13 protein-coding genes are annotated in these 14,766 nt (G+C 61.1%); all 13 read right to left on the bottom strand.

Annotation, left to right across the window (positions count from 1 at the left end; genetic code table 11):
• Positions 1 to 4 precede the first annotated feature (4 nt).
• Positions 5 to 841, bottom strand: coding sequence for an indole-3-glycerol phosphate synthase TrpC (trpC, locus tag HU806_RS22055; protein WP_186614354.1), 837 nt, complete (start codon positions 839 to 841; stop codon positions 5 to 7).
• Positions 838 to 1,887, bottom strand: coding sequence for an anthranilate phosphoribosyltransferase (gene trpD / locus HU806_RS22050; RefSeq protein ID WP_186614352.1), 1,050 nt, complete (start codon positions 1,885 to 1,887; stop codon positions 838 to 840). Before trpD ends, trpC begins: the two co-directional genes overlap by 4 nt.
• A 9-nt stretch (positions 1,888 to 1,896) precedes the next feature.
• Positions 1,897 to 2,490 carry an aminodeoxychorismate/anthranilate synthase component II gene (locus tag HU806_RS22045; protein ID WP_186614350.1) on the bottom strand — a complete coding sequence of 198 codons (594 nt, stop codon included), beginning with the start codon at positions 2,488 to 2,490 and terminating at the stop codon, positions 1,897 to 1,899.
• An 86-nt stretch (positions 2,491 to 2,576) separates the two neighbouring features.
• Positions 2,577 to 4,058 (bottom strand): anthranilate synthase component I, encoded by a 1,482-nt coding sequence (gene trpE, locus HU806_RS22040; RefSeq protein ID WP_186614348.1) that lies wholly within the window; start codon positions 4,056 to 4,058, stop codon positions 2,577 to 2,579.
• Between the two features lie 70 nt (positions 4,059 to 4,128).
• Positions 4,129 to 4,947 carry a phosphoglycolate phosphatase gene (locus HU806_RS22035; protein WP_186614346.1) on the bottom strand — a complete coding sequence of 273 codons (819 nt, stop codon included), beginning with the start codon at positions 4,945 to 4,947 and terminating at the stop codon, positions 4,129 to 4,131.
• Positions 4,944 to 5,618: a ribulose-phosphate 3-epimerase gene (gene rpe / locus HU806_RS22030; protein WP_186614344.1), complete on the bottom strand. Its 675-nt coding sequence runs from the start codon at positions 5,616 to 5,618 to the stop codon at positions 4,944 to 4,946. Before rpe ends, HU806_RS22035 begins: the two co-directional genes overlap by 4 nt.
• 78 nt (positions 5,619 to 5,696) lie before the next feature.
• Positions 5,697 to 6,845, bottom strand: a complete 1,149-nt coding sequence (locus tag HU806_RS22025; protein WP_186614343.1) for an iron-containing alcohol dehydrogenase — start codon at positions 6,843 to 6,845, stop codon at positions 5,697 to 5,699.
• 132 nt (positions 6,846 to 6,977) lie between these two features.
• On the bottom strand, positions 6,978 to 7,802 hold the full coding sequence (locus tag HU806_RS22020) for an ABC transporter permease (protein ID WP_186614341.1): 825 nt from the start codon (positions 7,800 to 7,802) through the stop codon (positions 6,978 to 6,980).
• 12 nt (positions 7,803 to 7,814) lie between these two features.
• Positions 7,815 to 9,062 (bottom strand): ABC transporter permease, encoded by a 1,248-nt coding sequence (locus tag HU806_RS22015; protein ID WP_186614339.1) that lies wholly within the window; start codon positions 9,060 to 9,062, stop codon positions 7,815 to 7,817.
• A 120-nt stretch (positions 9,063 to 9,182) separates the two neighbouring features.
• Positions 9,183 to 10,226 carry an ABC transporter substrate-binding protein gene (locus tag HU806_RS22010; RefSeq protein ID WP_186614337.1) on the bottom strand — a complete coding sequence of 348 codons (1,044 nt, stop codon included), beginning with the start codon at positions 10,224 to 10,226 and terminating at the stop codon, positions 9,183 to 9,185.
• A gap of 49 nt (positions 10,227 to 10,275) precedes the next feature.
• A complete protein-coding gene (locus HU806_RS22005; protein WP_186614335.1) occupies positions 10,276 to 11,400 on the bottom strand; it encodes an ABC transporter ATP-binding protein in 1,125 nt (374 codons plus the stop codon).
• A 256-nt stretch (positions 11,401 to 11,656) separates the two neighbouring features.
• Positions 11,657 to 12,286 carry a response regulator gene (locus HU806_RS22000; RefSeq protein WP_186614333.1) on the bottom strand — a complete coding sequence of 210 codons (630 nt, stop codon included), beginning with the start codon at positions 12,284 to 12,286 and terminating at the stop codon, positions 11,657 to 11,659.
• Between the two features lie 69 nt (positions 12,287 to 12,355).
• Positions 12,356 to 14,752, bottom strand: coding sequence for a PAS domain-containing sensor histidine kinase (locus HU806_RS21995; protein WP_186614331.1), 2,397 nt, complete (start codon positions 14,750 to 14,752; stop codon positions 12,356 to 12,358).
• Positions 14,753 to 14,766: the final 14 nt, after the last annotated feature.

Below are 14,766 nucleotides of genomic sequence, written 5' to 3'. Positions count from 1 at the left end.
AGAATCAGTCCAACGTCGAACCGCTCACCGGAACACCGCGCTCGGGGAAAAACAAACGCTGCAACTCCACGCCCGGGCTTTCAGCCCGCATGAACGCTTCACCTACCAGGAAGGCGTATACGTCGCTGACTTCCATCAGCTCGACATCGGCCCGGTTGAGAATGCCGCTCTCGGTGATGACCAGCCGATCCCGCGGAATCCGTGGCAACAAATCCAGGGTAGTTTCCAGGCTGACTTCAAACGTGTGCAGGTTACGGTTGTTCACACCGACCAGCTTGGTATCCAGGACTTTCAGCGCCCGCTCCAATTCGTCTCCGTCGTGGACCTCCACCAGCACATCCAGGCCAACGCCCTTGGCGACCGCCGCCAACTCGGCCATTTTCACATCGTCCAGGGCGGAAACGATCAACAGCACACAATCGGCACCCAGGGCTCGGGCTTCAACGATCTGGTAAGGATCGATCATGAAATCCTTGCGGATCACCGGCAGTTTGCACGCCGCCCGCGCCTGCTTGAGGTAGTCGTCGGCGCCTTGGAAGAAATCGACGTCTGTCAGCACCGAAAGGCAGGTCGCACCGCCCTTCTCGTAGCTCTTGGCGATGTCGGCCGGGACGAAGTGCTCCCGAATCACACCTTTGCTGGGAGAGGCCTTCTTGATTTCGGCAATGACTGCTGGCTGCTTTCTCTTAGCCTGGTCAATCAACGCCTGGGCAAAGCCACGAGGCGCATCGGCTGAACGTGCGAGATTTTCCAATTCGGCCAGGCTGACCCGCCCACGGCGCTCGGCCACTTCTTGGGCCTTTCGAGCCAGAATGTTTTCCAGAACCGTTGGCACGCTCATCCTTCATTCTCCACTTTGAATACGGCGGTAAACGCGCCCAATTCTTCCAGTTTCTCTCTGGCCAGGCCGGTGTGCAGGGCATCGTGAGCGAGCTCCACACCTTGCTTGAGACTGCTGGCATGATCTGCGGCGTATAACGCGGCACCCGCGTTGAGCACGATCATTTCCGCAGCCTTCTGGCCATTTTCGGTTTTACGACGCCCCAGGGCATCGCGGATCAATTCCAGTGACTGGGCCGGCCCGTCTACTGCGAGCCCGTGCAGGCTCTGGCTCTTCATGCCCAGGTCTTCAGGTTCGACCCAATATTCAGTGATCTGATCATTTTTCAGCTCCGCCACGAAGGTCGGAGCCGCGAGGCTGAATTCATCCAACCCGTCCTTGGAATGAACCACCAGCACATGCTTGCTGCCCAGGCGCTGCAGGACCTCGGCTAACGGCCGGCACAATGCCTGGCTGAACACACCGACCACTTGATGCTTCACACCGGCCGGATTCGTAAGCGGACCGAGCATGTTGAACAGCGTGCGCAGGCCCAGGTCACGACGGGGTGCCGCGGCATGCTTCATCGCGCTGTGGTGGGTCTGGGCAAACATGAAGCCGATGCCGACATTGTCGATACAACGCGCCACCTGGACCGATGTCAGGTTCAGGTAGACACCGGCGGCCTCCAGCAGATCGGCACTGCCGCTCTTGCCCGAAACCGCACGATTGCCATGCTTGGCGACCGTACAGCCTGCCGCTGCGACGACAAACGCCGAGGCTGTGGAAACGTTGAAGATGTTGGCGCCATCGCCGCCGGTCCCCACGACATCCACCACGCCATTCAAGGTCTTAAGTTCGACCTTGTCCGCCAACTCCCGCATGGTCGTGACCGCACCGACGATTTCGTCGATGCTCTCGCTCTTCATGCGCATGGCCATCATGAACGCGCCAATCTGCGCATCCGTGCACTGGCCCGTCATGATTTCACGCATCACGTCGCGCATTTCTTCGGTGCTCAGGTCGAGCTGGCCGACGATACGGTTCAGGGCTGCCTTGATATCCATGAAAAGTCCTTAGCGCGTGCCGCCGGTTTGTTTGAGGAAGTTGGCGAACAGCTCGTGGCCCTGTTCAGTGAGGATAGACTCAGGGTGAAATTGCACACCTTCAATATTTAACGTCTTGTGTCGCAGTCCCATGATCTCGTCCACCGAGCCATCTTCGAGCTGGGTCCAGGCCGTCGGCTCCAGACAATCAGGCAGAGTATCGCGCTTGACGATCAGCGAGTGATAGCGGGTAACGGTGAGCGGGTGATTCAGGCCTTCGAATACGCCTTTGTCTTCGTGGAACACCGGGCTGGTCTTGCCGTGCATCACTTGCCGGGCGCGCACGACATCGCCACCGAAGGCTTGGCCGATCGATTGGTGGCCCAGGCAGACGCCGAGAATCGGCAGCTTACCGGCAAAATACTTGATCGCTTCGATGGAAATGCCCGCTTCGGTCGGCGTGCATGGGCCCGGCGAAACCACGATACGCTCGGGCTTGAGGGCCTCGATTTCGGCGATGGTCAGCTCGTCGTTGCGCACCACCTTGACCTCGGCACCGAGTTCGCCAAGGTATTGCACAACGTTGTAGGTAAAAGAGTCGTAGTTATCGATCATCAGCAACATGGCGTAGCAACCTTTGGATTCACTGACTTTAAATACGGCCTTCGGAGCGAAAGGACTCCTGGCCACTCAGGTTGTTGTGGAGGACTTCAGTCGCCTGAAGTCTGCTCCGCCAACGCCACGGCGCGGAACATCGCCCGACGCTTGTTCAGGGTTTCCTCCCACTCGAGTGCCGGCACCGAGTCGGCAACGATGCCACCGCCGGCCTGAACGTGCAGTTCACCGTTCTTGATTACCGCGGTACGGATGGCAATGGCCGTGTCCATGTTGCCATTCCAGGCAAAGTAACCCACGGCACCGCCGTACACGCCACGCTTGACCGGTTCCAGTTCATCGATGATTTCCATCGCGCGGATTTTCGGCGCCCCGGACAAGGTCCCCGCCGGCAGGATCGCTCGCAGCGCGTCCATCGCGGTCAGCCCGGCCTTCAGCTGGCCGGTGACGTTGGAGACAATGTGCATCACGTTGGAGTAGCGTTCGATGACCATCTTCTCGGTGAGCTTCACCGATCCCACCTCGGAAACCCGTCCGGTGTCGTTGCGCCCCAGATCAATCAACATCAGGTGCTCGGCGATTTCCTTGTCGTCCGACAGCAGGTCCTCTTCCAACGCCCGGTCGGCTTCTTCCGTGGCGCCTCGAGGACGCGTGCCGGCAATCGGCCGCACGGTGATCAGGTTGTCTTCGACCCGCACCAGCACTTCCGGCGAACTGCCCACGACATGGAAGTCGCCGAAGTTGAAGAAGTACATGTAGGGCGTCGGGTTGAAACAGCGCAGCGCCCGATAAAGATCGATCGGCGCGGCCTTGAAGTCGATGGACATCCGTTGCGACGGTACAACCTGCATGCAGTCGCCGGCGAGGATGTATTCCTTGATGGTATCGACGGCCCGTTCGTAATCGTCCTGGGTGAAACTGGAACGGAACACCGGGTCGGCCGCCGACTGCTTACTGAAGTCCAGGCCGGGACGCGGCGTGATCGGCTGACGGAGTTTTTCCAGGAGTGCCTGCAGGCTTTTCTGACCTTGCTCGTACGCATCTTCCCGGGACGGGTCGGCCAAGACGATCGCGTGCATCTTGCCAGCCAGGTTATCGAAGACCACCACCGCGTCGGAGACCATCAGCAGAATGTCCGGCACGCCCAGCGGATCGGGGTTCGGACAGGTGCCCAGGCGTTTTTCCACGTAGCGCACGCAGTCGTAGCCGAAATACCCCACCAGGCCACCGTTGAAACGCGGCAGGCCGGGAATGGTCGGCACGTTGTAGCGAGCCTTGAAGGATTCGACGAACGCCAGCGGATCTTCGACGTCGAGGCTTTCGATTTCGACGCCGTCGTGGGTCACGCTGATGCGATGGTCATGGACTCGCAGCACCGTACGGCACGGCAAACCGATGATGGAATAACGGCCCCACTTTTCGCCGCCCTGTACCGATTCGAGCAGGTAGGAGTTGGGCTGGTCGGCCAGCTTGAGGTAGATCGACAGCGGCGTGTCGAAGTCGGCCAGGGTTTCGCAGGCGAGCGGGATGCGGTTGTAGCCGGCAGCGGCTAGACGCAGGAATTCTTCGCGGATCATGGGGTGCCTCGTGGCAAGAGGAGCTGACAGTCAGGTATGCAAACGCGCCGGATAACCGGCCAGGATCAGGTCAGGCGCGCCAACGCCAGCGGGCCAGGGCCTTCATGACTTTCATCCAGAGTTTACGAGTGACCACCACGATGGCGTTTCCAGAAGAGGATTGAACAGCGTCGGGCAACGTTATCTCAGCCGCCGGGTCCAGGCAACCGGGAATTAACAGTCGTAAATCATCGATCACCAATGTCGGAAACTCTTCGGCAATCGGCCGGCCATGGTTATAGCCGTAGCTCAGCGCCACGCACTTGACCCCCGCCGCTTTCGCCGCCAGCACGTCACTGCGCGAGTCGCCGACAAACAACGATTGGGACGCCGGGATATTGGCCATTTTCATCACGAAGAACAGCGCGGCCGGATCGGGCTTTTTTTGCGGCAAGGTGTCTCCGCCGATGATCCAGCGGAAATAGCGTCCAATTTTCATCTGGTCCAACAGCGGCGCAACGAAACGCTCCGGCTTATTGGTGATCAGCGCCATCTCCACGCCTTGCTTGTGCAACCACTTGAGGGTGGAGCGCACGCCGGGGTAGACCACGGTCAATTCGTGATGCCCTTCATAGGCTTCGTTGAACAGCTCCAGCGCCCGCTCGGCCTGCGCATCATCGACACCCTGGGCATCAATGTGATTGGCCAGGGCCCGGCGCACCAGCATCGGCGCGCCATTGCCGACCCACTGGCGCACCGCGTCGATGCCCGCGGATGGGCGTCCGAGCTTGAGCAGCATGGAGTCCACGGCAGCCGCAAGGTCCGGGACCGAGTCGACCAACGTGCCGTCGAGGTCGAACATCACCAGACGTGGCAGGCTGCCGGGAAACAGCTGCTCGAAGCCGCTCATGGGCGCGCCAGGGCCAGTTCGGCGCGCATCTTTTCGATCACCTTTTTGTAGTCCGGTGCGTTGAAGATCGCCGAACCGGCAACAAAGGTATCGGCGCCGGCCGCGGCGATTTCGCGGATGTTGCTGACGTTCACGCCGCCGTCGATTTCCAGGCGGATATCACGGCCCGAGGCATCGATCAGCGCCCGCGCCTCACGCAGCTTGTCGAGCGTGCCGGGGATGAACTTCTGCCCGCCGAATCCGGGGTTGACGCTCATCAGCAGGATCATGTCGACCTTGTCCATCACGTACTTGAGCACCTCCAAGGGCGTTGCCGGGTTGAACACCAGGCCCGCCTTGCAACCGCCTTCGCGGATCAACTGCAAGGAGCGGTCGACGTGCAGGGTGGCTTCCGGGTGGAAGGTGATGTAGGTCGCGCCAGCCTCGATGAAATCACCGACGATGCGGTCCACCGGGCTGACCATCAGGTGCGCGTCGATCGGCGCGGTGATGCCGTACTTGCGCAACGCCGCGCAAACCATCGGGCCGATGGTCAGGTTGGGTACGTAGTGGTTGTCCATGACATCGAAGTGCACGATGTCGGCCCCGGCGGCCAGAACGTTGTCCACTTCCTCACCCAGGCGGGCGAAGTCGGCGGAGAGAATCGACGGAGCAATAGCGAAGGGCTGCATGACGCACCTGTTTTGAGCGAAATCACGATGGCGCGCATTGTATACCTCAAGATTTGGCGCGCCCACCGTGACACACGATCAATACGCCGCGCGGTAGATCTTCTCGATATCGGCGGCACTCAGTTGGCGCGGGTTGTTGCGCATCAACCGCTCGATACCCGCCGCCTCCAGGGCCATGGACGGAATCACCTCATCAGTCACGCCCAGGCTACTGAGGCCTTGGGGAATTTCCACGGCGGCACACAGCGCAACCATGGCCTCCACGGCCTCGTCGGCGGCTTCGAGGTCACTCAAATGAGCGGTCTTGATGCCCATGGCTTCGGCGATGTCACGCATGCGCTCGACGCAGGCCATTTTGTTCCACGCCATGACATAGGGCAGCAGCAATGCATTGGCGACGCCATGGGAGACGTGAAAGCGACCGCCCAACGGATAGGCCAGCGCGTGCACGGCACCGACCCCGGCATTACCGAACGCCATGCCGGCCATCAGGCTGGCGGTGGCCATGTCTTCGCGGGCTTGCAGGTGTGACGGATTGGCGTAGGCCTTGGGCAACGCGCGGGTGATCAGTTTGATCGCGCCGATGGCCAGGGCATCGGTGATCGGCGAGGCATTCAACGACAGATAGGACTCGATGGCGTGCACCAGCGCGTCGACGCCACTGGCGGCTGTCACGCTGCGCGGGCAAGTGAGGGTCATCTGCGGGCTGACCAGCGCCACGTCCGGCAACAGGAAGTCGCTGACGATGCCCTTTTTCAGCTGCGCGGCCTTGTCGGAGAGGATCGCCACGTTGGTGACTTCCGAACCGGTGCCGGCCGTGGTGGGGATGGCAATCAATGGCGGGCCCTTGCGTGGCACCTGGTCGACGCCGAACAGGTCTTGCAGCTCGCCGTGATAACCGGCGTAGGCGGCCACGCTCTTGGCGATGTCGATGGCACTGCCGCCGCCCAGGCCAATCAGTCCATCATGGCCGCCGTCGCGGTAGGCCTGCATGCAGTCTTCGACGATGGCAATTTCCGGGTCAGGCATGACCCGGTCGAAAATCTCATAGGCGCGCCCTCCCAAGTGCTGCAGGGCCAACTCCACGGTGCCGGACTTGACCAGAGCGGCGTCCGTGACAATCAGCGGATTGTCGACATCCAGGCGTGTCAGTTCCGCCGCCAGTTGCTCGATGGCAGCGGCCCCGGTGATCAGTTTATGGGCGATCTTGAATGAGGAAAGACTCATGTGCGCGGCCTCTTGTTCGAGTATGGGCTGGCACAAGGATAGCTCGGTCTGGCGGGTTGTCTGCTATTCAGCTCGTGAATGCGCTGACTCACGTCCAGGAGCGAGCAAGCTCGATCCTGGAGTCGGGTGACATTACACCTGGGTCGTGCGCAGCTTCTCGCTACGCCCACGCAACCACTCGAGCGTCAGCAACAGGACCACCGAAAATGCAATCAGCAGCGTCGCCGCAGCGGCAATGGTGGGGCTGAGGTTCTCGCGAATGCCGCTGAACATCTGCCGTGGCAACGTGGCCTGCTCGGGGCCGGCCAAGAACAGGGTCACGACCACTTCATCGAACGACGTGGCGAAGGCGAACAGCGCTCCGGAGATCACGCCCGGAGCGATCAACGGCAAGGTCACCCGACGGAACGCGGTCAACGGCGACGCCCCCAGGCTGGCAGCTGCCCGGACCAGGTTGTGGTTGAATCCCTGCAAGGTCGCCGAGACGGTGATGATGACGAAGGGAACGCCCAGCACCGCATGCACCACGATCAGCGAGAAGAAGCTGTTGCCCATCCCCAGCGGTGCAAAAAACAGATAGCTGGCCACGCCGATGATGACCACCGGTACCACCATGGGCGAAATCACCAGGGCCATGACCAGCGCCTTGCCTGGGAAATCGCCACGGGTCAGGCCGATGGCCGCCAGCGTGCCGAAGATCATCGCCAGCACGGTCGCCGCCGGGGCAACGATGATGCTGTTCTTCAACGCGCGCATCCATTCGGCCGAGGCAAAGAAGTCGTGGTACCACTGCAACGAAAAGCCCTGGAGCGGGTAGACCAGGAAGCTCCCGGAGTTGAACGACAACGGAATGATCACCAGCACCGGCAGGATCAGGAACAGCAGGATCAGCCCGCAGAGTATGCGCAAGCTGTAGAACCACACCCGTTCGACGGGGGACATGTAAGGACTCAGCATTTCGATCTCCCCTTAGCTCAGGCGCAGGCGGCTGGCGCCCACCAGCCAGCTGTAAATCAGATAAAGCACGATGGTTGCGAGCAATAGCAGCCCGCCGAGCGCCGTGGCCATGCCCCAGTTGATGCTGGTGTTGGTATAGAACGCGACGAAGTAGCTGACCATCTGATCGTTCGGGCTACCCAGCAATGCCGGCGTGATGTAGTAGCCGATCGCAAGGATGAAGACCAGCAGACACCCGGCGCCGACGCCGGCATACGTCTGCGGGAAATAGACTCGCCAGAAGCTCGCGAACGGGTGGCAGCCCAGGGAAATCGCCGCGCGCATATAGGTGGGCGAGATGCCCTTCATCACGCTGTAGATCGGCAAGATCATGAACGGCAACAGAATGTGGACCATGGAGATGTAGACCCCGACGCGATTGAACACCAGTTCCAGGGGTTTATCGATGATGCCCATGGCCATCAGGCCGCTGTTGATCAAGCCGCCTGACTGCAGCAATACGATCCACGCTGCGACGCGCACCAGGATCGAGGTCCAGAATGGCAACAGCACCAGGATCATCAGCAGGTTGCTCTGGCGCGACGGCAGATTCGCCAGCAAGTAGGCCAATGGATAGGCCAGGACCAGGCAGATCGCGGTGATCACCAGGCCCATCCAGAACGTGCGGGTGAAAATGTCCAGGTAAATCGCCTGGTCAGGAGTGGCCGGAGCCAGTTCACCGAGGTCGTCGATACGATGATCGACAGCCGCCAGCAGGTAATACGGGGTCACCTCGCTGGTGTTGCGGCGGATCACTTGCCAATACGCCGGATCGCCCCAGCGCTCGTCGAGGCCTTCCAGCGCTTCTTTATAAGAAACAGGCTCGGTGGCGAATGGCAGCGCCCGGGCTGTCTTGGTCAGCAGGCTGCGATAGCCGGCCAGTTCCATGTTCAGTCGCTTGGACAAATCGCCCAAGGTTTGATTCTTGCGGGCTTCGGCCAGGTCTTCACTGGCAGCCTTGTACACCGGTTCGCCCGGCAATCCGCGTCCGTCCCATGCAGAAACGGCAGCCACGGTGCGCGGCATGGCGCCGACCACTTCCGGGTTGCTGACGCTTTTGAACAGCAGAGCGACGATCGGCACCAGGAACACCAGCAACAGGAATAGAACCAGCGGCGCGATCAAGGCCTGGGCCTTCCAGCGGTTGACCCGCTCGGCACGCTTGAGCCGCTGTTTCAGGGTGGGGCTGGTGCCTTCGTTCAGTGGAACGGCGATGGCCATGGCGAACTCCGCAAATCTTTTTTATCGTTACAGGGCGGCGAGCCGCCTCTGTTCTTTTAAAACGCTGGCCTTTGAGCGGATCGTTCCCACGCTCTGCGTGGGAACGATCCCCATCAGCGGTTACTTCGCTGCCCAGGAATTGAAGCGCTGCTCCAGTTGCTCGCCGTTGTCAGCCCAGAAGCTGACGTCGATCTGCACTTGGTTGGCGATGTTTTCCGGGGTGGTCGGCATGTCTTTCAAGACATCCTTGGCCAGCAGCGGAACTGCCTGGGTGTTGGCCGGGCCGTAGGCGATGTTTTCCGAGTAGGTCTTCTGCTGCTGCGGAGCCACCGAGAACGCGATGAATTTCTTCGCCGCTTCGGCGCGGGCTTTGTCCAGGCCACGCGGGATGGCCCAGGCGTCGAAGTCGTAGATGCCGCCGTTCCACACCACTTTCAGATTGCTTTCTTTTTGTACCGCAGCGATACGGCCGTTGTAGGCCGAACTCATGACCACGTCACCGGAAGCGAGGTATTGCGGCGGCTGGGCGCCGGCTTCCCACCACTGAATGTTCGGTTTGAGTTCGTCGAGTTTCTTGAAAGCGCGATCCTGGCCATCCTTGCCGGCCAGCACTTTATAGACATCTTTCGGCGCCACACCGTCGGCCATCAGGGCGAATTCGAGGGTATATTTGGCGCCCTTGCGCAGGCCGCGCTTGCCTGGGAATTGCTTGGTGTCCCAGAAATCCGCCCAACTGGTTGGCGCGGTTTTCAGTTTGTCGGCGTTATAGGCCAACACAGTCGACCACACGAAGAAACCGACGCCGCAAGGCTGGATCGCGCCTTTGACGTAGTCTTCGGTCTTGCCGAACAGGGCTGGATCAAGTTGCTCGAACATGTCTTCGTCGCAACCGCGGGACAATTCCGGCGATTCGACTTCAACCAAGTCCCAGGAGACGCTCTTGGTATCGACCATGGCCTTGACCTTGGCCATTTCGCCGTTGTACTCGCCCGCCACGATCTTGCCATTGCCGGCCGCTTCCCACGGTGCGTAGAAGGCTTTGACCTGAGCCGCCTTGTTCGCCCCGCCGAAAGACACCACGGTCAGGTCCGGGCCCGCCGCCATCGCGCTTGCCGCACCCATCATGCCCAGTGTCAGGGCTGTGAACTTCAGGGATCTCAACATTTATTGTTCTCTCCACGTGCAGGGTTGGTGTTGGTACAGCAGGGGGCGATCAATTCGCCTCTAGAAGGGGATCGAGCGCGCGGACGTGCTCGACCTGCCAGCCAAGCGGAACCACGTCGCCGACGGCGAGCCCGGGATCGAGCTCGGCAATCGGTTGTTTCACGAAGAAGTCCTGCTTGCCGCAGACCTCCAGGCGAACCCGGACGTGGTCGCCCAGATAGATGAATTCCGCCACCCTCCCTGAGAAGCGGTTGACGCATTGTTCGCTTGCGCTGTTCAGGCTTATCCGTTCCGGACGGATCGACAGGGTGACCGGCTCGCCGGGCTTGCCGACATTGACCGCCAAGGCCTCGACCTTCTCGCCGCGCCCCAGCTCCACCAGGCAACGATCGCCGGTTTGACTGTGCAGGCGCCCGTTGAGGCGATTGTTTTCACCGATGAAATTGGCGACGAAGGTGTTCTTCGGCTCTTCATACAAGGTGCGTGGCGGAGCGATCTGCTGGATTTCGCCCTGGTGGAACACCGCCACGCGGTCGGACATGGTCAAGGCTTCGCCCTGGTCGTGGGTCACATAGACCACGGTCACGCCAAGGCGCTGGTGCAGGTGCTTGATTTCCATCTGCATGTGTTCGCGCAGTTGTTTGTCCAGTGCGCCGAGGGGTTCGTCCATCAGCACCAGTTGCGGTTCGAACACCAGCGCCCGGGCCAAGGCCACACGCTGTTGCTGGCCGCCGGACAACTGCGCGGGATAACGCTGGGCGAAGGTATCCAGTTGGACCATGCTCAGGACGCGCTTGACTCGATCACCAACGTCGCTCTTGTTCAGGCCGCGCACGGTCAGCGGGAACGCCAGGTTCTCGGAGACCGTCATGTGCGGGAACAAAGCGTAGTTCTGGAACACCATGCCGATGTCGCGCTTGTGCGGCGGCACATTGTTGATAGATCGCCCGGCCAACAGGATTTCCCCGGCAGTCGGGGTCTCGAACCCGGCGAGCATCATCAGGCTGGTGGTCTTGCCGGAGCCGGATGGCCCGAGCAAGGTCAGGAATTCACCTTTGCGAATATCCAGGTTGAGGTCCTTGACGATCAGGTTCTCGCCATCGTAGCTCTTCTGCACACCACGAAAGCTGACCAGCACATCACTGGCCCCCGCGCTTGAATCAACCTGGCTCATACCCGCACCTTTTGTATTGATGACTGCTTGTGAGTCAAGCCTAGTGGAGCCGAGCCCCTACGCAAATCGGGCCGCAGGAGAGAATCGCCTCAGCCGGATGGAAGCGTCGGGGTAGGGATTGCCCTACACGGATGGCGGGATTGGATAAATGCAGTGGCGAGTTTCAAGCGGCAAGCTGCAAGTAGAGGCAAAAGCGCTGTCGGGGTGTGTCGCAAATAGATATGCCTACGCATCCTGCTCTGGGAGTGGCTGAGGATTAGAGCAACTTGTGCTCCATCGCGTATTTCACCAACTCGGCCAGTGAACTGATGTTGAGCTTTTGCATCAGCCGCGCCTTATGGGTACTGATGGTCTTGCTGCTCAGGGCCAGTTGCTGGGCAATTTCGTTGACGTTGGCGCCTTGCGCCAAGCGTTCGAAGACCGAGAATTCGCGCTCCGACAACAGCGAGTGCAACGGCCGCGCGTCAGTCAGGCCCACTTCGAAGACCATACGGTCGGCCAGGTCCGGATCGATATATCGACCGCCGGCCGCGACCTTGCGAATCGCCATCAGCAGCAAAGCCGGATCGCTGTCCTTGGTAGCGTAGCCAGCGGCGCCGACCTTAAGCGCGCGAGCCGCCATTTGCGCCTCGTCATGCATCGACAACACCAGGATCGCGGGCGGATTATTCAATGCGCGAATCCGCGGGATCGCCTCCAGGCCGTTGACGCCGGGCATCGAAATATCCAGCAGCACCACTTCGCAGGGCACGTGGCGCAGGGTCTCAAGTAATTGCTCGCCATTGCTGGCCTCCCCGACGACAACCAGATCCTTGGCCAGGCCGATCAGTTGCTTGATGCCCTCACGGACGATGGTGTGGTCTTCGGCTACCAGTACACGAATCACAGTGTTCTCCAGATTGAGGATTTCGTCGCGAACGGGTTCACAATGGCTACTTTACGCTCGGCAAGCCCGTCAGGCCCCATGCAATGGCACCCGCACCGCGAGGGTCGTCCCCTCCCCCGGCTCGCTTTCCAGCGACAACTGTCCGCCCATGATCAACACGCGCTCGCGCATGCCGACCAGGCCAAAGGACGTCGGCCGGTCTGCGCGAGCAATAAATCCTACACCGTCATCGCTTACCGTCAGGCACAACTGGTCGCCTTGCTGCTCCAGCGTCAGCTCCACGGTATGCGCCTGGGCATGGCGCATGACATTGGTCAGCGCCTCCTGGAGGATCCGAAACAGGCCGATGGCCTTGGCGTCGCTCAGGGGCGGCAGGTTGTCCGGCACCTGCACCAGGCACGGAATCTGCGTGCGCGCCTCGAAACGCCGAGCCTGCCATTCGATGGCCGAGGCGATACCGGCGTCTAGAATCGGCGGGCGCAACGCTGTCGCCACGTCCCGTACCAGTTGGAACAACTGGGCGATCAGGCGCTTCATGCTGTTGAGCCGTTCCTGCAGGCCAGGATCCAGTTGGGCGTAGGCCAGCTCGCACATGGAGGTTTCCAGTTTCAGCACCGTCAGCATCTGTCCCAGCTCGTCATGGACTTCGCGAGCTATGCGGGCCTTTTCCTCTTCCCGAACGCTTTCCAGGTGTGCCGACAACTCACGCAATTGTTCCCGGGAACTGGCCAGCTCCAGTTCGATACGCTTGCTTTCAGTGATGTCCCAGACGATGCCGTCCCAGACGTAGGCGCCATCTTCCAGGCGACGCGTGATTGCCTTGATCTCGGCCCAACGCTCCTGGCCTTCACGGGTCAGGATACGACCTTGCCACGACCAGTCACTGTCACTGTCCAGCGCCAGGTCCTGGGTGCGGTGATAATTAGCCTTGTCCTGCGGGTGCACCAGGCTGCGCAAACCGGTGTCGCTGCGGGCCAGGGTTGCGGGGGAATAACCCACCAGGCTTTCGCTGCCTTCGCTGATGTAGGCAAAGTCGATCTGGCCGGTCACCGGCGCCCGCTCCAGGCGAAAGACCAGGCCTGGGACGTTGGCGGCGATGCCCTGCAACCGCGCCTCGCTTTCGCGCAGCGCCGCCAGTGCGCGACGGCGCTCGGTCACGTCATTGAGGTAGACCACCAGGTACTCGGCATCGCGAAAACGCAGGAAACTCAGGGAAACGTCGGCCGGCAGGATACTGCCATCGGCGCGCACGCACTCGGTCTCGAAACTCTGCGGCCCATCTTCGCTGGCCCGAGCGCGCTTCCACAGGTTCAGCCAGCGATCCATGTGCAGGCCCGGCTCGAAGTCGATCAACGGCCGATCGATGATCGCACCCGGCGCATAGCCCAGCATGGTTTCGGCTGCGCGGTTGGCGTAGCGCACGTGGCTGTCCCAGTTGACCCAGAGAATGCCGACGGTGCTTTGATCGATAGAAAACTGCGTCAGGCGCAAGGCCTCTTCACTGGCGGCTCGCTGGACGATGTCCTCCCGCGCGGCACGCAGTCGCCGCTCCAGGCCACGTTGCTGGCGGCGCTGCCAGAACACAATGGCCACGCTGCTCAATAGCAGGGCCAGCAGCAACAGGGTCAGGTTCTGCCAGAAGCCCGGGGTCTCGGTCAGGCGCGGGTATTTTGGTTTTAGCCAACGGCTATGCAGTTGCTCCAGATCCTTGGCCGGAATGGCCTGCAGGGTAGCGTCGAGAATCCCGGCCAGCTCCGGCCAGTCTCGACGCGTGGCAACACGAAGCAACTGCGGCACGCCGATGTCGCCTACCACCACCAGTTCGGCGAATTCGGGCTCGACCATCAGCCGCCCGAGCTGAGCCTCATCGACCACTGCGTATCGAGTCTGCTGGGTCAGCAGCAATTGCAAGGCCTCCCGCTCCATCGGCACGCCCTGGAGGTTGAGCATCGGGAAGTTGCTGCGCAGATAGTCTGCCGTGGCACTGGGCATGCGCACGGCAACGCGGACCTGAGGATCAAGCTTTTCCAGTTCCACGCCCTCGGCGCCTTTCTGCGCACCGACGATCAATTGCGGCACGCGCATATAAGGGTCGGAGAACTGCCAAAGCCTGAGCCCGACCGGGGTCTGGGTCAGGCCTGGGGCGATATCCACTTCGCCGTCGCGCACCGCGGCTTCCAGTTGCGTCACGTCCTGAAAATTGCGCCAGGTCAGTTCGACATTCAGGGCCTTGCCCAACCACTGCATCAATTCGACATTGGTACCGGATAGACGCTGCAGGCGCCGGTCGTATTGCGCGTAGGGCGCCTGCAACACCAGGCCGACCCGCAGCTGTGGATGCTGCGTCAACCATTGCCGCTGCTCAGCACTCAATTGCACGCCGTGGGTCTGCGGCGCGGGGGCAGCCCACGCCATCAAGGGAAGCCATAAACAGCCGATAACCCACAGGCAGCAAAAACGCATCATCGAAGTCTCACGCA

The organism is Pseudomonas sp. SWRI154 (genome assembly GCF_014268645.1).
Classification (GTDB): domain Bacteria; phylum Pseudomonadota; class Gammaproteobacteria; order Pseudomonadales; family Pseudomonadaceae; genus Aquipseudomonas; species Aquipseudomonas marvdashtae.
The sequence above is the reverse complement of the archived record's forward strand: the minus strand, read 5'-3'. Positions and strand labels throughout refer to the sequence as shown.